The sequence below is a fragment of the Brenneria goodwinii genome (assembly GCF_002291445.1).
Lineage (GTDB): Bacteria > Pseudomonadota > Gammaproteobacteria > Enterobacterales > Enterobacteriaceae > Brenneria > Brenneria goodwinii.
Genome location: NZ_CP014137.1, coordinates 2,158,243 through 2,181,107 on the forward strand (window position 1 = coordinate 2,158,243; position 22,865 = coordinate 2,181,107).

Annotated in this window: 19 protein-coding genes and 1 pseudogene; 10 read left to right on the top strand and 10 right to left on the bottom strand. The window is 52.9% G+C overall.

What is annotated here, in order from left to right:
* Nucleotides 1-18: 18 nt before the first annotated feature.
* Nucleotides 19-171: an ATP-binding cassette domain-containing protein gene (locus ACN28R_RS09685; protein ID WP_121514176.1), complete on the bottom strand. Its 153-nt coding sequence runs from the start codon at nt 169-171 to the stop codon at nt 19-21.
* A 245-nt stretch (nt 172-416) separates the two neighbouring features.
* Between ACN28R_RS09685 and rimO the strand changes: the two genes are divergently transcribed.
* Entirely contained in the window at nt 417-1,730 is a 1,314-nt protein-coding gene (rimO, locus tag ACN28R_RS09690) for a 30S ribosomal protein S12 methylthiotransferase RimO (RefSeq protein WP_048639263.1), read from the top strand.
* Nucleotides 1,731-1,920: 190 nt separating this feature from the next.
* Nucleotides 1,921-2,700 (top strand): outer membrane permeability protein SanA, encoded by a 780-nt coding sequence (gene sanA, locus ACN28R_RS09695; RefSeq protein ID WP_095834259.1) that lies wholly within the window; start codon nt 1,921-1,923, stop codon nt 2,698-2,700.
* A gap of 37 nt (nt 2,701-2,737) precedes the next feature.
* On the opposite strand, the gene yeiB is transcribed toward sanA, so the two are convergent.
* Both yeiB and folE read right to left on the bottom strand, forming a co-directional pair.
* Nucleotides 2,738-3,901: a DUF418 domain-containing protein YeiB gene (yeiB, locus tag ACN28R_RS09700; protein WP_095834260.1), complete on the bottom strand. Its 1,164-nt coding sequence runs from the start codon at nt 3,899-3,901 to the stop codon at nt 2,738-2,740.
* A 105-nt stretch (nt 3,902-4,006) separates the two neighbouring features.
* Nucleotides 4,007-4,669, bottom strand: a complete 663-nt coding sequence (folE, locus tag ACN28R_RS09705) for a GTP cyclohydrolase I FolE (protein ID WP_048639265.1) — start codon at nt 4,667-4,669, stop codon at nt 4,007-4,009.
* A 570-nt stretch (nt 4,670-5,239) separates the two neighbouring features.
* On the opposite strand from folE, the pseudogene ACN28R_RS09710 reads away from it, so the two are divergent.
* From ACN28R_RS09710 to ACN28R_RS09725, 4 genes and pseudogenes are all read left to right on the top strand, one after another.
* Nucleotides 5,240-5,380: pseudogene (locus tag ACN28R_RS09710) on the top strand (helix-turn-helix domain-containing protein); the annotation flags it as partial.
* Nucleotides 5,381-5,568: 188 nt separating this feature from the next.
* Entirely contained in the window at nt 5,569-6,690 is a 1,122-nt protein-coding gene (locus ACN28R_RS09715) for an S-(hydroxymethyl)glutathione dehydrogenase/class III alcohol dehydrogenase (RefSeq protein ID WP_048639266.1), read from the top strand.
* 25 nt (nt 6,691-6,715) lie between these two features.
* The gene (gene fghA / locus ACN28R_RS09720; RefSeq protein ID WP_048639267.1) at nt 6,716-7,561 is read left to right on the top strand and encodes an S-formylglutathione hydrolase; all 846 of its coding nucleotides are present in this window, start codon (nt 6,716-6,718) and stop codon (nt 7,559-7,561) included.
* A 213-nt stretch (nt 7,562-7,774) separates the two neighbouring features.
* On the top strand, nt 7,775-7,987 hold the full coding sequence (locus ACN28R_RS09725; RefSeq protein WP_048639268.1) for a KTSC domain-containing protein: 213 nt from the start codon (nt 7,775-7,777) through the stop codon (nt 7,985-7,987).
* Nucleotides 7,988-8,040: 53 nt separating this feature from the next.
* Here the strand turns inward: ACN28R_RS09725 and ACN28R_RS09730 are convergent, their stop codons facing one another.
* Nucleotides 8,041-9,129, bottom strand: a complete 1,089-nt coding sequence (locus ACN28R_RS09730) for an oxidoreductase (protein WP_048639269.1) — start codon at nt 9,127-9,129, stop codon at nt 8,041-8,043.
* A 243-nt stretch (nt 9,130-9,372) separates the two neighbouring features.
* On the opposite strand from ACN28R_RS09730, the gene ACN28R_RS09735 reads away from it, so the two are divergent.
* Together ACN28R_RS09735 and ACN28R_RS09740 are read left to right on the top strand one after the other, a co-directional pair.
* Nucleotides 9,373-10,887 (top strand): sugar ABC transporter ATP-binding protein, encoded by a 1,515-nt coding sequence (locus tag ACN28R_RS09735; RefSeq protein ID WP_048639270.1) that lies wholly within the window; start codon nt 9,373-9,375, stop codon nt 10,885-10,887.
* Between the two features lie 71 nt (nt 10,888-10,958).
* Nucleotides 10,959-11,879 (top strand): ABC transporter permease, encoded by a 921-nt coding sequence (locus ACN28R_RS09740; protein WP_231604390.1) that lies wholly within the window; start codon nt 10,959-10,961, stop codon nt 11,877-11,879.
* Nucleotides 11,880-11,950: 71 nt separating this feature from the next.
* Here the strand turns inward: ACN28R_RS09740 and ACN28R_RS09745 are convergent, their stop codons facing one another.
* From ACN28R_RS09745 to yieE, 3 genes are all read right to left on the bottom strand, one after another.
* A complete protein-coding gene (locus tag ACN28R_RS09745) occupies nt 11,951-13,894 on the bottom strand; it encodes a ligand-gated channel protein (protein ID WP_095834262.1) in 1,944 nt (647 codons plus the stop codon).
* A gap of 372 nt (nt 13,895-14,266) precedes the next feature.
* Entirely contained in the window at nt 14,267-15,739 is a 1,473-nt protein-coding gene (locus ACN28R_RS09750; protein ID WP_048639273.1) for an amino acid permease, read from the bottom strand.
* Between the two features lie 139 nt (nt 15,740-15,878).
* Nucleotides 15,879-16,748: a DNA-binding transcriptional regulator YeiE gene (gene yieE / locus ACN28R_RS09755; protein ID WP_095834263.1), complete on the bottom strand. Its 870-nt coding sequence runs from the start codon at nt 16,746-16,748 to the stop codon at nt 15,879-15,881.
* A 118-nt stretch (nt 16,749-16,866) separates the two neighbouring features.
* On the opposite strand from yieE, the gene ACN28R_RS09760 reads away from it, so the two are divergent.
* Together ACN28R_RS09760 and nfo are read left to right on the top strand one after the other, a co-directional pair.
* Nucleotides 16,867-17,946: a YeiH family protein gene (locus tag ACN28R_RS09760; RefSeq protein ID WP_455578926.1), complete on the top strand. Its 1,080-nt coding sequence runs from the start codon at nt 16,867-16,869 to the stop codon at nt 17,944-17,946.
* A gap of 79 nt (nt 17,947-18,025) precedes the next feature.
* Nucleotides 18,026-18,865 carry a deoxyribonuclease IV gene (gene nfo, locus ACN28R_RS09765; protein WP_048639276.1) on the top strand — a complete coding sequence of 280 codons (840 nt, stop codon included), beginning with the start codon at nt 18,026-18,028 and terminating at the stop codon, nt 18,863-18,865.
* An 84-nt stretch (nt 18,866-18,949) separates the two neighbouring features.
* Here nfo and fruA read toward each other — a convergent pair whose 3' ends face one another.
* The 3 genes from fruA to fruB are packed head-to-tail and all read right to left on the bottom strand — an operon-like array spanning nt 18,950 to nt 22,723.
* Nucleotides 18,950-20,638 carry a PTS fructose transporter subunit IIBC gene (gene fruA, locus ACN28R_RS09770; RefSeq protein WP_048639277.1) on the bottom strand — a complete coding sequence of 563 codons (1,689 nt, stop codon included), beginning with the start codon at nt 20,636-20,638 and terminating at the stop codon, nt 18,950-18,952.
* A gap of 16 nt (nt 20,639-20,654) precedes the next feature.
* Nucleotides 20,655-21,593 (bottom strand): 1-phosphofructokinase, encoded by a 939-nt coding sequence (fruK, locus tag ACN28R_RS09775; RefSeq protein WP_048639278.1) that lies wholly within the window; start codon nt 21,591-21,593, stop codon nt 20,655-20,657.
* Nucleotides 21,590-22,723 carry a fused PTS fructose transporter subunit IIA/HPr protein gene (fruB, locus tag ACN28R_RS09780; RefSeq protein WP_048639279.1) on the bottom strand — a complete coding sequence of 378 codons (1,134 nt, stop codon included), beginning with the start codon at nt 22,721-22,723 and terminating at the stop codon, nt 21,590-21,592. Before fruB ends, fruK begins: the two co-directional genes overlap by 4 nt.
* Between the last annotated feature and the right edge of the window lie 142 nt (nt 22,724-22,865).

Genomic DNA, 22,865 nt, shown 5'->3' on the forward strand with positions numbered 1-22,865 from the left:
ACGGCGGCAGGTTTACATTTATTGAAGAATGCTTGTCACACTTCCAGTCATCACGAAGCCCCAATCATCAGGATTCAGATATTGGCCCAGCGGAACTGAGTAGGTTTCGCGTAACGTTTTTGTCAGCGTCGTCTTTCCCGAACCGTTTGGTCCGGCAATCCCTATCTGCATTTGACGTGGCGATGAAAATATATACCACGAAGTGGATGAGGTTGATGACAAACCTTCCCAAACCCGTCATTCCAACGGCGCTATCAAACACTCTTCTATCCAAACAAGCCGTGCGGCGTATACTCCCAATCTTGATGCCAACATAGTCAGCATACTGACTTTAGCTGTACGACGACTATAAGGCGCAACAACTATGGTGTAGAATCCTGCGGTTTTTCTTTTTGAATAAATTGTGAGCAAATAACATGCAACAACCACGAATTGGATTCGTTTCACTCGGCTGCCCGAAAAATTTGGTGGACTCCGAGAGGATCCTAACCGAATTGCGTACTGAAGGTTATCAGGTGGTGCCGCGCTATAACGATGCCGAACTGGTGATCGTCAATACCTGTGGTTTTATTGACAGCGCCGTTCAGGAATCGCTGGAGGCCATCGGTGAAGCGCTGAATGAAAATGGCAAGGTGATCGTCACCGGCTGTCTGGGTGCGAAAGAGAATCAAATCCGCGAAGTCCACCCCAAAGTGCTGGAAATCACCGGACCTCACAGTTACGAGCAGGTGCTGTCGCACGTACATCAGTATGTGCCCAAGCCGGAACACCATCCGTTCACCAGTCTGGTGCCAGCCCAGGGCGTAAAACTGACGCCGCGTCATTACGCTTATTTGAAAATATCGGAAGGCTGCAACCATCGCTGTACCTTCTGCATTATTCCGTCTATGCGTGGCGATCTGGATAGCCGCCCGATTGGTTCGGTGCTGGATGAAGCGAAACGACTGGTCGACGCCGGCGTCAAAGAACTGCTGGTGATCTCCCAGGATACTTCCGCCTACGGCGCCGACGTTAAACAACGTACCGGCTTCTGGAATGGCCAACCGGTGAAAACCAGTATGGTCAGCCTGTGCGAACAGCTTGCTTCACTGGGCGTGTGGATTCGCTTGCACTACGTTTACCCCTATCCGCACGTGGACGATGTCATTCCGTTGATGGCCGAAGGGAAAATCCTGCCGTATCTGGATATTCCATTGCAGCACGCCAGCCCTCGCATCCTCAAGCTGATGAAACGCCCGGGCGCGGTGGAAAGAACGCTGGAACGCATCAAACGCTGGCGGGAGATCTGTCCGGAACTGACATTACGTTCGACGTTTATTGTCGGCTTCCCAGGTGAAACGGAAGAAGACTTCCAGATGCTGCTGGATTTCCTGCGGGAAGCCAGACTGGATCGCGTCGGTTGCTTTAAATACAGCCCGGTGGAGGGCGCCGCAGCCAATCAGTTGCCCGATCAGGTGCCGGAAGACGTAAAAGAGGCGCGTTATCATCGCTTCATGCAGCTTCAGCAAGGTATCTCCGCCCAGCGTTTACAGGAAAAAATTGGCCGTCAGTTGCCAGTGTTGATTGATGAAGTCGATGATGAAGGCGCGATTGGACGCAGCATGGCCGATGCGCCGGAGATCGATGGCGCGGTTTATCTGAACGGAGAAACCAACGTTAAGGTCGGCGATATCATTAACGTAAAAATAGAGCATGCGGACGAATACGATCTGTGGGGCAGTCGGGTCTGACGGTTCTGCTTGTCAGCCGGTCTTTTGTTCAATAAAAGACCGGCATTATTATTCAGCCGCGCAGTTTTTCCCCCGGCGCGGTAAAATCCGTCAATAATCCTCCTCTGCGACACCTGCTCCTTGCGTCCAACTTGCAGGTAAAGTAGCCTTGGAGCATGATTACTCCAATCGCCTTACCCGAGGCATAAGCATGTGGAAGCGCTTGATATACAGCCTATTAACAATTATTGGCGTACTGCTGCTGTCTGCTTTTGTCCTCGACCGCTGGATCAGTTGGAAAACAGCTCCTTTCGTCTATGACGAACTGCAGGATCTGCCGTCGCGGCAGGTCGGCGTTGTGCTGGGTACCGCCAAGTATTACCGTACCGGCGTCATCAACCAGTATTATCTCTTCCGTATTCAGGGCGCGATGAATGCCTATAACAGCGGTAAGGTCAGCTACCTGTTGCTGAGCGGCGACAATGCCCAGCAAAGTTACAACGAGCCGATGACCATGCGTCGCGATTTGATCGCGGCGGGCGTGCCGCCGGCGGATATCGTGCTGGATTATGCGGGATTTCGCACGTTAGACTCGATCGTCAGAACGCGAAAAGTCTTTGATACCAATGACTTCACCATCATCACCCAACGTTTTCACTGTGAGCGGGCGTTATTCATCGCCCTGCATCTCGGTATTCAGGCGCAATGTTACGCCGTACCATCGCCGAAAAATATTATGACGGTGCGTATCCGGGAATTTGGCGCCAGACTGGGAGCGTTGTTCGATCTGTATATCCTGAAACGGGAGCCGCGTTTTCTCGGGCCGATCATTTCCATTCCGGCACAACATAAAATTCCTGATGATGCGCAGGACTATCCCGCGGTTCTCCCTGACCAGGTTCCCAATTCTGCATCGACGGCCGCCGCCCCTTCTGCCGATCGTGCTGAACAGACCACAAATACGCCAAACGCCGCTACTTCCGCGCATTAATGAACGTCCCCTGGCTGTGGGGTTTCGCTCGCGGCCGTTATGGCGCGCTCTTCGCCACCGCCGTGGTTAACTTGCGCCACAGCCATTCAATCGGGCCTTGGCGAAAATGTTTCAGCCAGTAGTGGGAAAAGAACAAATTTATTGCCCAGATGACGGGAACGATAGCCACCAGTTGCAGGCGGTCAAGCCGCATAAACAGCCCGAGGTGGTTAAACAGCGTGGTGCATACCAAAGTTTGCAGTAGATAGTTTGTCAGCGCCATACGGCCAATGTCCGTAATCCAGTAGGTAATACGCCATTGGCACAGCGTTGGCCAAAAACCATAACACAGCGCCAGATAGCCTATCGCCTGTAAAGGCGCGCTCAGCTCGCGAGGGATCTGCAATAACAGGCCGCTCCAGCGATATTCCCAGTGAACCAGCCATTGCGCCGCCACGCCAACGCCATTGATAAATAACGCCAGTGGAATGATCCATAAGGCAAGTTTGCGATAATGCGTCAGACTGAATTCGCCTTTTAGCCAACCGCTGCGCATCAGCCCTGCGCCAAACAGCATCGAGCCGGCCAGTAACCAACCGTACTGAACGCCCAGCGACAGTAAACTGTCGATCAGCAAATCCACCCGGTTACGCCACGCTTCCGGTCCCCCCAACGTCTGCCAGTAAACCTCGTAGGCTATATTAGCAGCGCTCGGTTGCCAGAATCGTCCCGGCTGCAGGCTGAGTAACTGGCTTAACACCAGCAGAACGCAGATCCCGAGCAGATACATAAGCGCGCCGCTTCGCAGCAGAGCCTGACTTCCCGCCGCATGACGAATCATGCCGCAACACACCAGCCCAATCAGGCCGTAATCCAGCAGAATGTCGCCATCCCAAAAGAAAATGGCATGGGCCAACCCTATCACCATCAGCCAGAAAAGCCGGGCGTGGATCCAATAGGTTCCTCTTGCCAGCAAAAGCTGAAGCCCCGCACCGAAAAGCAGAGAAAACAGCGTCAGAAATTTTGCCTGCACCGTAAGATCCATAATGGCCCAGGTCCAGACATCCGTCGGCGATGGCTGCCCCTGCCAGGCCGGATTGAGGTAGGCGGCTTTCGGTAAACCGAATGCGGTGATATTGAGTAATAAAATACCGAGTACGGCGACGCCGCGCGCAAAATCCAGCGTCGCGATACGTGGTGACGAAGTGGGGTTAGCAGGCATAATTTTACGTATCAGGTCATCGGAATCACGATTGTATTAACAGACGGCCAGAAATAATACGCATTTTATTATACGTGGGCGCATATTGGCCCACGTATAGCGGAATCAGTTGTGATGGCGTACCGCGCGCAAAAATTCCTGACGGGTATTCTGACTGGATTTAAATAGTCCGCCCAGTGACGTTGTGGTGGTCGCGCTGGTTGCATCGCGAATACCGCGCGCTTTAACGCAATAATGCACGGCATCAATCGATACGGCGACATTGTTGGTGCCCAGCAGCGTTTGCAAGGCAATCAGGATTTGCTGCGTTAACCGCTCCTGAACCTGCGGACGCTGAGAAAAGAACTGCACGATCCGGTTGATCTTTGATAACCCGATAACGCCGTCTTTCGGGATATAGGCAACGGTCGCCTTGCCATCAATCGTGACAAAATGATGTTCGCAGGTGCTGGTTAAGGTGATGTCCCGGACAGTGACCATTTCATCCACCTTCATCTTATTCTCAATGATGGTGATTTTAGGGAAATTGGCATAATCCAAGCCGGAGAATATTTCATCAACATACATTTTCGCAATGCGATGCGGTGTTTCCGCCAGACTGTCATCTTCCAAATCAAGACTCAGCAGATTCATGATCTCCGTCATATGCTCGGTAATCCGCTGTTTACGCGTTTCCCGGTCTAACAATTCTCCACGCAGCGGCGTTTCAAGACCTCGCGCCATCAACGCTTCATGAACCATGACGGCTTCTTTACTTAAGGATGACATTATTATTCTCCAGCAGGTGTTACTTAAAACTTATTCCATCAGGCAGTATTGCTTGCCGGTTTGAACCTAAGCCGCGCCCGCAAAACGCGATAGCGTTGCTACGCCCGCAGAGCGGCTCGTCAGGGGGAGCATCGCGAATAATCTTACTGACTACACTGCCTTGCGGGACTGCGCGTTGTCGTGTTCAAGCTGCCTGCGACAATAACGCCGATTGGAATAGGTTCCTAAAATTGACATTGGTCGGGCCAAAACGCCGCCACCACTGTAGTTGAGAGAGAAATAATTATCCAGTGATAGTGCGTTATGATAGCTGAAATAGCTGCGGGTTATCATCATCCGGGCGCTTATGCCTTCACGTCGCCGGACCAACATCCCGGCGATGATTAATCCGCCGCCGGCAATATAAAGCGCCGATTCAAGACCGTGCGTTAGCGCCGGCCGACTTGAGAAAACCGCTTAACGCCATGTTAAACGCCTTGCTTGTTACATGAACGTTGCCAATGGTGTGACCTATCGTTAAACTCACGGAAGTGAATAATTAAGACAAAGTTAATGACAAAAAGAGAATGCATGGATCCGATTCAGTCACGCATGTTCTGCCTTGTCGCCGAAACCGGTTCGGTCGTCCGTGCGGCAGGACATCTCCACCAGGCGCCATCGAACCTCACTACCCGCCTGCGGCAGCTTGGGCAGGATCTGGGAGCCGACCTTTAATTACCACGGGAAAGAGCCGATACGTCGACCAGGTTAATCTGGCGGCGCGATGCCTTCGGCCCCAATGTTGCCGTTCTGAAAAAGCTCAGCGCTGAGCACGTCTCCGGCCAGGAGAATATTCACTAAAATCACTCAATAACCAATAGCAAAGTTTCTCGCAACAATGCCGCAATAGGAGTCACATCATGCAAACAATAAAAACTCGCGCCGCCGTCGCCTGGGGCCCAGGCCAACCGCTTTCCATTGAAGAAGTGGATCTGATGCCGCCTCAGAAAGGCGAAGTTCTGGTACGCATTGTCGCCAGCGGCGTTTGTCATACCGATGCCTATACGCTGTCAGGCAAAGATCCCGAAGGCGTTTTCCCGGCCATTCTCGGCCATGAAGGCGGCGGTATTGTGGAAGCCATCGGCGAGGGCGTGACCAGCGTCGCCGTTGGCGATCACGTTATTCCGTTGTACACCCCCGAATGCGGCGAATGTAAATTCTGCCGTTCCGGCAAAACCAATCTGTGTCAGGCCATCCGCACCACACAGGGTAAAGGTTTAATGCCCGACGGCACCACCCGCTTCTCTAAAGACGGTCAGCCGATTTTTCATTATATGGGCACCTCTACGTTTGCCGAGCACACCGTCGTACCTGAAATCTCGCTGGCTAAAATCAGCAAAGATGCGCCGCTTGAAGAGGTTTGCCTGCTTGGCTGCGGCGTAACCACCGGGATGGGGGCGGTGATCAATACCGCCAAAGTAAAACCCGGCGACAGCGTTGCCATTTTCGGCCTCGGCGGCATCGGGCTATCGGCGATTATCGGCGCGCAGATGGCCGGCGCCGGGCGGATTATCGGTATTGATATCAATACCAGCAAATTCGATCTGGCGCGCAAGCTGGGCGCCACCGATCTGATTAATCCCAAAGATTACGATAAACCGATTCAGGACGTCATTGTCGAACTGACCGACGGCGGCGTTGATTTCTCCTTTGAGTGTATCGGCAACGTCAACGTGATGCGTTCGGCGCTGGAGTGCTGCCACAAGGGCTGGGGCGAGTCGGTAATTATCGGCGTGGCCGGCGCGGGGGAAGAAATCTCCACCCGCCCCTTCCAACTGGTAACCGGCCGGGTGTGGCGTGGTTCCGCATTCGGCGGGGTAAAAGGCCGCAGCCAGTTGCCGGGTATCGTACAGCGTTATATGGATGGCGAATTCCCGCTCAGCGACTTTATTACTCACACCATGGGGCTGGAAGAGATCAATAGCGCATTCGATTTAATGCATGAAGGTAAATCGATCCGTTCTGTTATCCATTTCAGCTAAAAGCCAGCAAGGGGACCGTGTAGAAATGAACTCATCACTGGAACTTCTGGAAGAGCACCGCCTATTCGGCGGTTGGCAACGGCGCTATCGCCATGCCTCTGATACGCTGAATTGCAGCATGACGTTCAGTATCTATATCCCGCCGACGCCGGATGATACGCCATCGCCGGTACTGTACTGGCTATCGGGGTTAACCTGTAATGATGAAAATTTCACCGCCAAGGCCGGCGCTCAACGCGCCGCCGCTGAACTTGGCCTGGTTCTAGTCATGCCGGATACCAGCCCGCGGGGGGAGAACGTCGCAGATGATGCCGGATACGATCTTGGTCAGGGCGCCGGATTTTACATTAACGCCACCCAGCAACCCTGGGCCGCTCACTATCAGATGTATGACTACGTCCGTGATGAACTGCCGGCATTGATTCAGCAGCATTTTAACGTTAACCGCCGCCAGTCCATCAGCGGACACTCCATGGGCGGACACGGTGCGTTGATGCTTGCGTTGCGCAACCCAGATCGCTACCTGTCCGCTTCCGCCTTTGCGCCTATCGTTAACCCTTGCCAGGTTCCCTGGGGACGCAAAGCGTTCAGTGCTTATCTGGGTGAGGATGAAACGCAGTGGCGTCAGTATGACAGTTGCCATTTGCTGGCCAACAGCCGCAGCAAACTTCCCCTCCTTATCGATCAGGGCGATGGCGATCAGTTTTTACCCGACCAATTACAACCGGCGAAACTGGCCGAACTGGCGCAGCAACACGACTGGCCGTTCACGCTGAGAACGCAACCCGGTTATGACCACAGTTACTTTTTCATCGCCAGCTTTATTGAGGATCACCTGCGCTTTCACGCCCGGTATTTGCATCAAAAATAGCGTAATGCCGCTTTCGTTACGTCCTATTTTTAACTGGAAATCGGGAATCAGCATGGCTGGTTCCTGATTTTTTCTGAATAAAGAAAAAATTCGGCATGCCGATAAAACATTATTACAACGGCGTATAATTGCCGTTGCACAAGGCACCTTATTGCCGAACAATCATAATTACCTAACAAATAATTCAAATAATTCGGTTGGGAGTAGTTTATTTTGCAAAGAAAACGGGTTTCATCATCAGAATTGTTTGCCGTCGGGTACGACGCGGAAAATAGCGTATTAGAAGTAGAACTGCTGAACGGCAGCATATATCAATATACCGGCGTGGCGCGGATGATTTATGAAGAGCTAATGTCGAGTACGGCCAAACACCGCTATTATGCTCGCTACATTAAAAGCTCATTTCCCTATGAGAAGTTACAGTAATAAATGGAAGAATTAGGCGTTTGTCGCAGCAACCGCCTAATTCTTCGCCCGGTTTATCCCGCCGCCGTCTCCACCGTGTTAAACGCATCCAGCAGCACCGATTCACTCAACGTTTGCGGTAGATAGTGAATAGATTCACTGGGTTGCAACGTTCTCTCCGCCACCGCCTGAATAGACGCGCGATCGTTAATATCAACATCCAGTTCAGCCAGCGACGTCGGCAATCCCAAGATCTTGAATGCGGCCTTCAACTGCCGTAACGTGTCGAGATCCCCTTGCAGCGCGCTTTGCACCAGAATGCCGTACGCCACCTTGGTTCCATGCAGGAATTTCTCTGTCTGTGGCAAAACCGTTAACCCATTATGTACCGAATGCGCAGCGGCAACCCGCGTATAGCGCTCTCCCAGCCCGCCAACCATGCCGCCGCCGGCAATAATGGCATCGACGACATCGAGAAAGTCCCGCGTCAGCGTACCGCTGGCCGCGGCGTCCAACGCGGAAGCGCTTTTTTGCAATAACACGTCACGAATATCCAAGGCGGTTTGCAGCCCAAGCCGTACCGTCAACGGCAAGGTTTCAGGCTGAGGGCTTAACACCATCGCTTCATACCATTTCGCCAACGTGTCCCCCACCCCGGCCAGTAGATATTCCACCGGCGCCGCTAAAATAATGCGCGGCTCCACCAACACCAGGTGATTGGAATCAGTAAAAATTTCAAAACGCAGCGCCTGACCTTCATCGGTGTACCAGACGGAAAGCGGCGTCCAGGCGGCACAGGTGGCCGCAATCGTCGGGATCGCCACCAGCGGCACGCCCACCTCACGCGCCACGACTTTTGCCGTATCCAGCACCGCGCCGCCGCCGATACCGATCACCACCTGACAGCTATCCCCGGCCAGGGCCGCCAGCTTCGCCACTTCGCCTTCGCTGCAGTGCGCGCCAAACAAGACTCGCCGTGCCGATGGCGCATCAAATTCAGCGGGAAGATAAGGTCTTGCCGCCTTTAATGCCCGATCGCCGTAAATCCATAGCGCGTTGTTCAGCACCGCCGGCGGATAAAACTCCAGCAGTTTATCGATTGCGCCAGGGAAGGAAAAATAGTTGGCCGGGCCGACCTGTACGCGGATTGCCGTTGTACTCATGTTCTGATGTTCCTCAGGGAGCCATGCGAATAGAGCGCGATGGCGGTAATAAGGAGAATGTATTAATAACGCTATCTTATTCACTTAGCAGACAGGGGTTAAGAATTTTTTTGCTTAACTTATTCTTTTTCATTCGTAGATTACCGCCTTTCCAGCGCTGAATCTGAATTGAATCATGTTAGTTCTGTGTTACATTCCAGACCAGTTTTCTGATGATATTCACCGCCAAGAGCGTTACTGAACATGACTTCCACCACCCAACGAACACGGCTGGAAATGCGCAACATTTCCATCTCTTTTTCTGGCTTTCATGCACTGAAGCAGGTTGATTTCACGCTAGAGGGTGGCTCTGTACATGCATTAACCGGCGCCAACGGCGCGGGCAAATCAACGCTGATGACTATTCTGTCCGGCGCCTACCGTCATTACAGCGGCGACATCGTTATTGATGGTTCGCGGGTTGACATTCACTCCCCGCGCGCGGCCAAACAGCATGGCATCCATCTGGTACAGCAGGAGGTGGACGTCGCCCTGGTGCCGACGTTGTCCGTCGCGGAGAATATTATGCTGGATACGCTGGCCCAGACCGGGCATCTCCTCAACTGGCCGCAGGTTTATCGCCAGGCGCAGGCGTTGCTCGATCAGCTCGGTATCCACCTGAATGTTCGACAACGGCTGGATCGCTGCTCACTGGCGGAAAAACAACAGATTCTGTTAGCCAGAGCGCTGTCTCATGAGTGTCGTTTTTTAATTCTGGATGAGCCGACCGCCCCGCTCGATCAGGCGGAAAGCGCACGATTATTCCAGGTGGTCCGGCGCTTACAGGCCGCCGGTATCGGCATCGTTTTCATTTCTCACCGTATCCATGAAGTGAGTGAAATCTGCGATACGCTGACGGTGTTGCGTGACGGCGAGTTCGTCAGCAGCGGTCCGATGCAGGGACTCAGCGGCGAACAAATTGTCGAGAGGATGCTGGGACACCGGCTGGATGATATTTTCCCGCCTCGTCGTCACGCATCGTTACAGGATCCGTTACTGCGGGTTAAAGGACTGCACGACGAAACCCTGTTGCGGGATATCTCACTGACGTTGCGTAAAGGCGAAATTCTCGGGATCGCCGGACTGGCGGGCGCGGGCAAAACCGAACTGTGTAAAGCGTTGTTCGGCGCAACGCCTAGTCAGATTGAACAAGGCGAATATAACGGCGCCTCATGGCGTCCTCATTCGCCCTATCGGTCTGTCGAACAAGGCATCGCATTAGTGCCCGAAGAGCGCCGCAAAGAGGGCATCTTTATTGAAGAATCCGTCGCGATGAATCTTAGCGTCAGCGCCAGCGACAGTTTTTCCCGTTGGGGGGTATTCAGCCACCGGCAGGCGCAGTCCTGGGCCAAACAGATCATTACGCGATTAGCGATCCGCACCACCGGGCCGATGCAAAAACTGGCGCGGCTCTCCGGCGGCAATCAGCAAAAAGTGGCGATTGGCAAATGGCTGCGCGGCGAGGCGCAGGTGCTGATCTTTGACGAACCCACCAAAGGCGTCGACATCAAAGCGAAACAGGATCTGTTCTCGCTGATTGACGGTCTGGCCCGACAGGGTAAAGGCATCATTTACGCCTCGGGCGAGTTTTCCGAACTCGTCGGGCTGTGCGATCGCATCTGTGTACTGTGGGATGGACGTATCGTCGCCGAACTGGATGCAGCAACCATTGATGAAGAAACACTATTATTGTATTCAACTGGAGGAACTCCCGCGTGAGTCACCAACTTTCACCTAACGGGGTTCTCCCCTTGCGTCACCGCTTTTTTGAGTTCCTGTACAACTGGGGCATGCTGATCACCGTCGTCGCGCTGGTCGCGCTCTTCGGTCTGGCATCGGACAATTTTCTCGATCCTTATAACATCATCAATATCCTGCGTTCGATTGCCATCGTGACCGTGATTGCGATCGGGGTGTCCATCTCCCTGTCGGTAGGCGGTTTCGATCTTTCCGTCGGCTCGACCGCCTCGCTGGCCAATGCGCTGGTGATTTCCCTGTTTGTCTGGCATGGTTTTGACACCACAGCAGCCATCGTACTGACCCTGCTGCTGTGTACGCTGGTGGGGCTGTTTAACGCCTTCCTTATCGTGGTGCTGAAAATCCCCGATATGTTGGCGACGCTCGCCAGCCTGTTTGTCATTCAGGGCGTCGCCATGACCTACAGCTACGGCGGCTCCATCACGCAGAATATGGTGCTGCCGAGCGGTGAAATGGCCGAGGGCGTCATTCCGGAATTCTTCGCCACGTTGGGACAGGTGCCGGTCATCGTCGTCATCATGCTGGTCGTGACGTTGGTGGTTCAACTCTATCTGTCGCTGACCAAACATGGCCGCCGCATGTACGCCATCGGCGGCAATCCTGAGGCGGCGCGCCTGGCCGGGATCAGAACGGCGCGCTATCGGGTTCAGGCCTATATTCTGTCTTCGCTGCTGGCGGCGCTAGGGGGGATTCTGCTGGCTTCCCGCATTGGCTCTTCACAGGTCAATGCCGGCGGCGGGTATTTAATGGATGCCGTAGCCGCCGCCTATATTGGTTTCTCGCTGGCGGGTTCCGGCAAGCCGAACGCGTTGGGCACGCTGGTCGGCGCGGTTATTCTCGGCGTACTGCAAAACGGGTTGGTCATGCTGTCCGTTCCATACTACGCCATGGATATCATAAAAGGTCTGGTGCTGGCGCTGGCCCTCGCCATGACCTACATTCAGAAACGCTGATCGCAGCCGCTGTTTGACAAAAAAAGAAACTGATACGGGTTCAACCACCCGTATCAGATGCTTATCGGCGATCAGAAGGTAACATTCACACCCACGTTATAACGGCGTCCGTCCAGAACCGTTTCATAGGTTTCATAATCAACGCGTTTATCGAGCACATTATAGACGCCGCCCAATAACTGCACGTCTTTGGTGACCTGGTACGTCGCCCCAAGATCGACAAACGTATAGGACGGCGTAGGGGAAGACATACTGGTGCGGCCTAAATATTCAGAAGTCTTCCCGCGATAATTCACCCGCGCCCAGGCGCCCAGATCCTCGGTGGTTTTCCAGTTCAATGTGCTATTGAACATATGCTTCGGCATCTGGTTTAACGGCTTGCCTTTAAACTCGCCGCTCTTCTGTTCCGAATGGGTATAGGTATAGCTGGAAGCTAACGATAAATCGTCGGTGATATCCCAGTTGAAAGTCGATTCGACCCCGCGCATGGTCGCTTTATCAACATTGACCCGATTACTGATGAAGCGGTAATTATGACCGTCATACGGACAGGAGCCGGTATCACATATCCGAGCCTCGGTGATTTTGTCTTTGTAATCCGTATTAAACAGCGTTAGGCCGAAATTCACCCCTTCTCGGTTATCCCAGATAATGCCGACTTCCTGGCTCAGACTTTTTTCCGGCTTAAGGTCCGGATTTCCCAGAATGATCGCATTACCCGCCCGGCCCCCGGTTGCCTGTCCCCAGTTTTTAACCGTATGACGCAAATCGGGCGATCGGTATCCCGCAGAGACGCCGCCCTTCAACGTCCACTGTTCCGTTAAGTGCCATACGCCATAGGCTCTGGGCGTCCAATGCGAACCATAGTTTTCATCGCTATCCATGCGCAGACCGGTGGTCAGCGCAAAATCGTTGGTCATCTGCCATTCGTCTTCGGCAAACAGCGCCCAGCTCTTACGCGTCAGTTTTTCCAGATCCTGCGCCGTCGATAGCTGATTTCCCTTATCGTTTAAAGACTCATAGCGATACTGTCCGCCCAAACTCAAGGTATGGTCGCCAAGATAAAAGGATGTCTGGGTATTGAAAATGGTATTATCCAGCTTCATTTCACGATGTGGATTACGGTTTTCCTCACGCTGGATATAGCTGGTTGTCATGCCGAAATCGTAGATTCCGCTGTGGGTAATCGCATAATTATTACGCTCATAGCGAACGTCGGACTCGGTGTCCGAGGTTTCAATCGATTTACCCGGCGTGACATTTCTGTCCTGTACCGAATGGGATAAATCAAAGTCCAGCGTATTTTTTTCGTCGGGCGTTAGCGTGAATGTCACGCCGCCATTACGCATGCGCTGCTCGTTATAGCCGTTAACGATTTTATCTTCACTGCGATGCGAAAGCAGACCATTAATCTGAACGCCCAAAAGACCGTCAATCAGCGGACCTGCGGCATAGATACTCGATTGATATATATCGCCTGAATCGCGATCTTCCTGAATCGTCGCATCCCCCCGCACCGACGTCGTCCATTCACTGTGCGTTTTACGGGTAATAACGTTGATGACCCCGCCCATCGCATCAGAACCATACAGCGAAGACATCGGGCCGCGCACAACCTCGATCCGCTCAATGGCGGCAATCGGCGGCAGCCACCCTTGTTCAATCCCGGAGTTATCGCTGTTCGGACGCGTACCCCGCGTATCAACCCGTTTCCCATCCACAAGAATCAGGGTGTATTTAGACGACATACCGCGAATACTGATGTCGCTGCTGCTAGCGCCACCGGTTACAACAACGCCGGGTACATCTTTCAGCGCGTCGGTAACATCACGGTAGGCCTTGGTTTCCAACTGTTCGCGAGAAATAACGGAAATAGAAGCAGCGGAATCCTCTATTTTTTGTTCATAGCCTGAAGCCGTTACCACCATCACATCCTGCTGTGTGGCGCCGAACACGGATGTAGAAGCGGTTGCCGCCAGAGCCAGCGCTACTGATTTTCTTATACTGATTGACATGTTTTTGCCCTTCTAAAAACGGATGGGTTACGTTGAGTTTTTTTGCCAAATACAGTGTAATTAATTCGAAATAATTGTAAATATAAATAACTATCATTTACATAATCATTAGCCTGAACAGGATTCCATAAAAAATTATAATAAAAACAAAATATTATAATAATGACATTGCTCGATTGCAGACAAAATGAAACGCATTCGTAAGGATTACGTAAATAACTTTATTCAATTTTTATGATTAAAAGAGGAGACGCGACAGCGGATGAATGAAAACAGAAATTGAGAACGGGAAAGGTAAAGGACAGTTTATCGACGTAAAGCGGGCTGCCCCAACGCGCTAGAGCAACCCGATAAGCACAACCGCTATCGCGCTTATTTATGTTCCGGGAACGTCATATCCTGATATTTAATGAAATGCGTACCGCGCGAAAGTTTATAGCCCAACCAAATAAGCAGAAACAGCGGGATACCGATATAGGTTGCCGTAACGCCATACCAATCAATTTTATCTTCCAGGAAAGCCTGATAGTTCTGTCCCAATGTAATCACCAGGCACAGCACAAAGGCGAAAATCGGCCCCAGCGGGAAGAAACTGGAAAGGTATGGAAGACGATTCAGATCGTGTCCGGCCTTGACATAACCGCGACGGAAACGATAGTGACTGATGGCGATACCCAGCCAGGCGATAAAACCGGTCATGCCTGACGTATTTAATAACCAAAGATAAACCGTTTGATTACCGTACATGGATGACAGGAAGCACAATGCGGCAACCACCGTGGTCGCATATAACGCATTACGGGGTACGCCTCCTGTTGACAGTTTGGCGAAAAAGCGCGGCGCTTTCCCCTCAGACGCCAGCGTAAACAGCATTCGGGTACAGGCATACATCCCCGAATTGCCCGCCGACAGCACCGCCGTAAGAATAACCGCGTTCATCACCGCTGCCGCGGAAAGCAAACCGGCATGCTGAAATACCAGCGTAAAGGGGCTGACGGCCACATCTTTCACATCATTACGCAGCAGATTAGGATCGGTATACGGAATGATCAGGCTGATAATCAAAATAGCAAAGACATAAAACAGCAGAATACGCCAAAACACCTGACGAATGGCTCGCGGGATATTTTTCTGCGGATCTTTTGATTCCCCGGCGGCCACGCCGATTAATTCCGTGCCCTGGAACGAAAAACCGACAATCATCGCCACGCCCACCATAGCGGAGAATCCCCCCGCGAATGGCGCATCGCCAATCTGCCAGTTATGTATCCCCGCATTTTCAGCGCCGCGCAGGATGCCGATAATCATCAGGACGCCGACGGCGATAAAAATGACCACCGTCACCACTTTAATCAACGAGAACCAATACTCGGCTTCACCAAATCCTTTTACTGAAATGACGTTCAATAGCACCATAACCGCTAAAAACAGCGCGCTCCAGATCCAGCCGGGCACGTCCGGGAACCAATAGCCCATCACCAATTGCGCGGCGACCAGGTCAACCGCAATCGTCACGGCCCAGTTGTACCAATAGTTCCACCCCAATGCGAAACCGAAACCTTCTTCTACATAGCGGGAACCGTAAGTTGCAAACGATCCTGAAACGGGCATAAACGCCGCCAGCTCTCCCAGGCTGGTCATCAGAAAATAGACCATCGCGCCAATCAGCACGTACGACAATAAAGCCCCGCCCGGACCCGCTTGTGAAACCGTTGCGCCGGAAGCAACAAACAGACCGGTGCCTATCGAACCGCCAATCGCGATCATCGTCAAATGCCGTGCTTTCAGTTCACGGCGCAGGGATGTTCTGCCCTGAACAGAATGTTGAATGTCTTGCTGAGCCATTATTATCCTGATTGCTCTTACTAAAAAATCGAGGCGGGATTGTAACAAATAGCGCTAGTCAGGATCCCCAGGATCGCCGAATTATAAGTGAGCTTCATAACTCAAGCCCGATCATTAGCAAATGGATATATCTCCCGCGTTACGCCTCACGGCAATAACTCAAAAAACGCTGTAAAACGTTTGAAAGATGCTTCTGGCGATGGTGAACCAGGTAGAGGGTACGCATGAATTTGGGCAACGGAATAGATAATTCCATCAGTACCCCGCTTTCCAACTGTTCGGCAATAACGTGGCGAGAGAGACAACTGATGCCAATGCAATGACGCACCGCGTGCTTAATGGCTTCGGAGTTACCCAGTTCCATCACCAGACGGAAACGCGGCAGGTGCGCCAGGAGCAGATGGTCCAGAACTTCACGGGTTCCCGACCCCTGCTCACGCAGGATCCACGGAACTTCGGCCAGCGCCGATAAAGACAGCGTCTGCCGGGCAAGGGGATGAGTCGGCGCGCAGAAAACCACCAGTTCATCTTCCAGCCAGGGCTGCGTTACCAAATCGGGATGATGGCACGGCCCTTCGATCAGCCCGAGATCGACACGAAACTCGGACACGCTGGTAATCACATCCTGAGTATTGCCAACATGCAATTCCAAGGGAATTTCAGGAAAATCCTGCCGATAGCGGGCGATCATGGCCGGCAGTAAATAGTTGCCGATAGTGCTGCTGGCGTAAATACGTAACGCGCCGTTATCACGGCGAAAAAGCTGTTCAATCTCCGCTGATTGTTCAAGCAGCGATAACGCTTTGGGATAAAGCAAGCGGCCATGCTCATTGACGACGAGACGCTTGCCGACACGATCGAATAACTGGACGCCTAATTGCCCTTCCAGATCGGCCAGCGCGGCACTGACTGCGGATTGAGAAAGAGCAAGTACGACCGAAGCCTGAGTGGTTGAACCACTTTTCAGGACTTCAGTAAACACTTCCAACTGACGTAATGTGATATGCATAACAGGCTCTTTATCTGAAATACTTATAGGTTATAAATATATAATCAATTACTCTTTTAACTACTCTCAGCATAGGATCGGCCATCGATTCATTATTCTTTGAACAGGTAATAAAATGGTGGCTATTCCTGACGGTCAGTACCTAACGACGTGCCGAGACCGGACAAAACAAATCCTTCCTGGCCTATTAATAATAGGCTTAATGACATGCATCCTTCTTTGGCTGGCAGCTATTCCGAAGGTCATACAGTGGGGACCAGGCACATTAACACTGGCTATCGTGGCAGGTGTCATACTTGGTAATACGGTCTATCCATGGTTACATTCATTCTGCGACCCAGGCACGCAGTGGGCAAAACATCATCTGCTGCGATGGGGAATTATCCTTTACGGGTTTCGACTCAGTTTTCAACAAATTACCGAAATTGGCGTCACGGGTATCGCTATTGATTCCGTCATCGTGGCATCAACCTTCTTGCTCGCCTGCTGGCTAGGCCGCCGGATATTCAACCTTGACAGCGAAACCGTCATCCTCATTGGCGCGGGCAGCAGCATCTGCGGCGCGGCAGCGGTTATGGCTACGGCCCCGGTAATTAAAGCACCGGGAAATAAAATCGCCATTGCAATTTCAACCGTGGTTATTTTCGGCACGACAGCCATGTTCTTTTATCCCTGGCTGTATCGGCTCAACCTTTATTATCACTGGTTGGCCTTCAATCCGCAAACATTCGGCATGTACCTCGGCTCAACGGTACACGAGGTTGCCCAGGTTGTCGCCGCCGGACATGCAATTGGAACTGAAACGGAAAATATCGCCGTCATCGGCAAAATGCTGCGCGTGATGATGCTGGCGCCTTTCCTGCTGGTTCTTGGCATTGTGTTTAAAAAAACGCGAACAAAAACCGCGGAATCCGCATCAGAATCGTTGTCTATTGTGTTCCCCTGGTTTGCGCTATGGTTTATGGCGGCCGCCGCAATAAACTCAACCCGGCTACTCTCCCCTGCGCTGACCGGCGATTTAACCCGGTTGGATAATGTCTTGCTGACGATGGCGATGATAGCACTGGGGCTAACCACTCGCATTAGAGATATCCGTAATGCCGGATTAAAACCGCTGCTGCTGGCACTTATTTTATTCCTCTGGCTGGTTCTGGGCGGCGCCGGCATCAACCTGGCTTTTGACCAATTATTCAACTAGAAGTCAATAAATTATCAGTTAACAGCTGGTTAACCTGAGCGACAATGCCATAATGCCCCGTCATCAAGAGGAGAACATCATGAAATACGTAGGTGCTCATGTCAGTGCGGCCGGCGGTGTCGATCAAGCGGTCATACGCGCTCATGAGCTGGAAGCAACGGCTTTCGCCTTGTTCACCAAAAATCAGCGCCAGTGGCGGGCCGCGCCGTTGGCGTCCGAGGTGATTGAACGATTTAAAACCGCGTGCGCAACCTATGATTATACCCCGGCGCAAATTTTGCCGCACGATAGCTACCTGATTAATCTTGGGCACCCGGAAACGGAAGCGCTGGAAAAATCACGCGCCGCCTTTATTGACGAGATGGCGCGTTGCCAGCAATTGGGATTGACCCTGCTGAATTTCCACCCGGGAAGTCATCTAAAACAGATTGATGAAGATCGCTGTCTGGCGCGGATCGCCGAGTCGATCAATATTGCGCTGGCGGCAACCGAAGGCGTCACGGCGGTGATTGAAAATACCGCCGGGCAAGGCACGAATCTGGGATTCCGCTTTGAACATCTGGCCGCCATTATCGACGGCGTTGAAGACAAAAGCCGCGTTGGCGTCTGCATCGATACCTGCCACGCCTTTGCCGGCGGGTACGATTTACGCAGCAAAGCCGAGTGTGACAACACCTTTGCCGAATTCGATAAAGTTGTCGGTTTTCATTACTTACGCGGTATGCATCTGAACGATGCCAAAAGCGAATTCAACAGCCGGGTTGACCGTCACAACAGCTTAGGAGAGGGTAATATCGGCAAAACGGCCTTCAGCTACATCATGGGAGACGCGCGTTTTGATGGTATCCCGTTGATTCTGGAAACCGTGAATCCAGATATTTGGGCGGAGGAAATCGCCTGGCTCAAGTCGCAGATCTGATGTGTCGCGCTAAACGTAAAATGGAGCCGATGGCTTATGCCACCGGCTCCATTTTACGACTTCCCTGTATACCGGCTCGTCCTGTTAAGCAGCCGTTTTCACCAGTTCTTCATCCGGGCGTTTCAGGAATGCGTACAGCACGCCGGCCACGACTGTCCCGGCGATAATCGCAAACAGATAACCCAATACCGGCGTAATGGCGCTTGGGATCAACAGCACAAACAGACCGCCGTGCGGCGCCATCAGTTTGGCTCCCACCGCCATTGAAATAGCACCGGTCAGCGCGCCGCCGATGATGCAGCATGGCAATACGCGGATAGGATCACGGGCAGCGAACGGGATGGCCCCTTCGGAAATAAAGCACAGCCCCAGAACAAACGCCGCTTTACCGCCCTCGCGTTCCGTCGGGTTAAATTTCTTGCCGGCCAGCAACGTTGCCAGACCCATCGCCAGCGGCGGCACCATCCCCCCCGCCATAATCGCGGCCATGGGGCCATAAATCTGGCTGCTCAGCAATGTAGTGCCAAATACGTAAGCCACTTTGTTTACCGGCCCGCCCATATCGGTACACATCATGCCGCCCAGGATAGCGCCCAGGATCACCGCATTCGCCGTACCCATGGATTGCAGCCAGTCGGTCAAACCGGTCAGGATCTTGGATACCGGCGTACCAATGCCGTATACCATGATCAAGCCCATAATCAAGGTTGCCAATAGCGGGATAATCAAGATCGGTTTCAGCGCCGACATACTTTGCGGCAGGTGGATATGCTTGTTGATCGCTCTGGCGATATACCCCGCCAGAAAACCAGCGATGATACCGCCAATGAACCCGGCTCCCATGGTATTCGCCAACACGCCGCCAACCAAACCTGGCGCCAGGCCGGGACGGTCGGCAATGGAAAACGCGATATATCCGGCCAACACCGGCACCATCAGCATAAACGCCGAGTCACCGATCGTTTTCAGCGCTGCAGCCAGCGTACCCGGTTCCTTAAAGGCTTCGATACCGAACATAAACGACAGTGCGATACACAACCCGCCGGCCACCACCACCGGCAGCATGTACGACACGCCGGTCAACAGGTGGCTATAAGGCCCCGAACCGCCTTTTTTCGATTGGCCGGTCGCTTCCGCGCCGCTCTGTCCGCTGGGCTGATAAACCGTTGCTTCCGCCAGCGCCTTATCCAACTCCTGCGCGGTCTTTTTCAGCGCCAGACCGGTAGAAGTACGGTACATTTTCTTACCGGCGAACTTACTCAGATCGACTTCAATATCCGCCGCGACAATCACCACATCGGCCTGTTCGACTTCTTCCGGCGTGATGGGATTGCCCGCGCCGACGGAACCGCGGGTTTCAACTTTAACCCACCAGCCGCGTTTCTTCGCTTCGGTTTCAATCGCTTCCGCCGCCATGAACGTATGCGCCACGCCCGTTGGGCACGCCGTTACGGCGACGATACGTTTTGGTGACGCGCTTTGCTGAACTGGTGCTGCCGCAGTCGCCTGATACGTGGTTGCGTCCGCTTTGGCCTTATCCAGAAAAGCCTCCGGTTGGCTTGCGGCCAGTTCAACATCGCCAACAAAGACCTGTTTTCCATTCAGCGCCGCGTCCGCCGCAGCGGTTGCGCCAAGAATGATAGCCAGTTCGGCTTCATCAGCCTGTTCTGTAAACGTCAGCCCTGCTTTCGCAGCGGCAGCGCCGAGTAGATTTTTCACCAGATGGCTTCTCGCCAGGCCCAGTGATTTGTCTAAAATCAGCAGCGTTTTCATTATCTATCTCCTGCTGTCAGTTAAAGGGTTTCAGATCGACCCGCGCCATCATCGCGGCCAACTGAGGACGATCGGTAATACCAACATTGCTTTGGCTCACTGCCAGTGCTGCCACCGCCGTTGCCAAGCGCAAAGTATGTTCACTGGACTCGCGCATCAATAATCCATAAATCAGTCCCCCAACCATGGAGTCACCCGCGCCCACCGTACTAACCACTTCACAAGCAGGCGGTTTTGCCAGCCACGCGCCCGATGCGTTGACCCACAGGGCGCCTTCCGCCCCCAGTGAGATAACAACATGAGCGATCCCTTGTTCACGCAATGCATGCGCGGCATCAACCACATCATCCAACGTAGGTAATTTACGTCCCGCCCAGATTTCCAACTCCCGGCGATTCGGTTTTACCAGCCAGGGAGCGGCCTTCAGTCCCGCCACCAGCGCATCACGGCTGCTGTCAAAAATAATGCACGGACAATGGCTGCGTAACCTGGACATCCAATCGGTAAAGGCATCCGGATCAACACCGGCAGGCAAACTACCGCTGACGGCAACCATATCGAACTGCCCGAGCCAACTCAGGGAATCATTGACAAAACGTTGCCAATCCTGCTGCGTTACTTCAAATCCGGAGAAATTGAGATCGGTAACGTCCCCGTCTTTTTCCGTCAGTTTGACATTGATACGCGTACGTCCCGGTACAACCTGAAAACGGTTCGCAATGCCCAATTCACTGAACAATTGCTGAAAACCATCCTGATTGTCTTTACCCAGGAACCCACCCACCGTGACATCAATCCCGAGGTCTTTCAGCACCTTGGCGACATTGATACCTTTGCCAGCCGCATGCAGACCCGCTGTCTGAACCAGGTTTACTTCGCCCTTTTCAATTTCAGGACAATAGCCAACCAGGTCATAAGCCGGATTCAGGGTAATGGTGGCGACTCGCCTGCTCATGCTGCCCCCTCGCCTAAGCCAGAATTAATTGCTTCGCCAATGGCGGCCAATGCTTGTTCAGCATCGCTGCCGCTGGCGGTAAAACGTAGTTTGTGACCTTTCTTCACACCCAGTGCGATAACTTTCATCAGGCTGCGGCCATTCACCGCTTTGCCGGTACCATCAAGATTGGCAACGGTAATGTCGCTGCTGAACTGCTTAATCACATTAACCAGCATCGTGCCCGGACGCGCGTGCAAACCATGATCGTTGCGGATGGTGAACTCCGCCGTCAGCACGTCGCTCTGCTCCGGCACATCGCTGGTCAGCAAGGCCAGCAAGGTAGGCGCATCGGCTTTCAGCAAGCGTTCAGCTTTTTGCTCGGTCAACAGTTTGGTCAGGTAATCAATCGGCGCATAGGCCTGATCGTCGGCGGCGGCAACCGTCACCAGCAACGCGACAGACTCGCCATCGACATCGAAAGGCGCGGCCGGACGGGCAACGGCGGCGGCGCTGCTGATGTTGCCTTCAGCACTGTCGCTGAACCAGATACCCTGTCCCAGATTCAGTGGTTTATTGCTCACGACATGGCTGACGAAACCGGCATCCGCCGCGCCAATCTGTTGCAGGCGGCCGGCATTCAGCGCCTGCAGCGTCAGCAGATTGTCCGTTGCCACATCAAGCGAAATCAGTGAGGTATCGAAACGGAACTCCGGCATCTGCTGTTCGCCCATCAGCAGGCTGCGCAGTTCTTCCGCCGAAGTGGTGCTCGCCAAACGAGCCGCGACGCGATCGTCGCTAAGGACATGCGTTAACTGGCGTAACAGCGCCAGGTGCTCATCCGAGCGGGCCGCAATCCCCAGCACCACATAGGCCGTTTGATCTTCTCCCCAGGTAACGCCTTGGGGAAATTGAAACACCTGAACACCCGTTTTCAGTACCAGATCGCGGGTATCCGTCGTGCCATGAGGAATGGCGATGCCGTTCCCTAAATAAGTGGAGGTTTGCGTCTCGCGCTTCAGCATGCCGTCGACATATGCTGCGCTGACGCACCCGGCCTGAGTCAGAGCTGAAGCAACAAGCTGTATAGCTTCCTGCTTGCTACTGGCTACCGCGCCTAAATGAATATCTTGCTGTAACAACTGGAACATGGCTCTCCTCTCTTGCTGAAAGTTGAATCGTTTCAGCTTTTATGAGAAAAAATGTGTTTATCGAGAAAGGCGTTTCAAAAAAATCATCGCTGAAACGTTTCAATTAGTCTGTTTCCATTACGTCATTTATGCAAGCATTCCG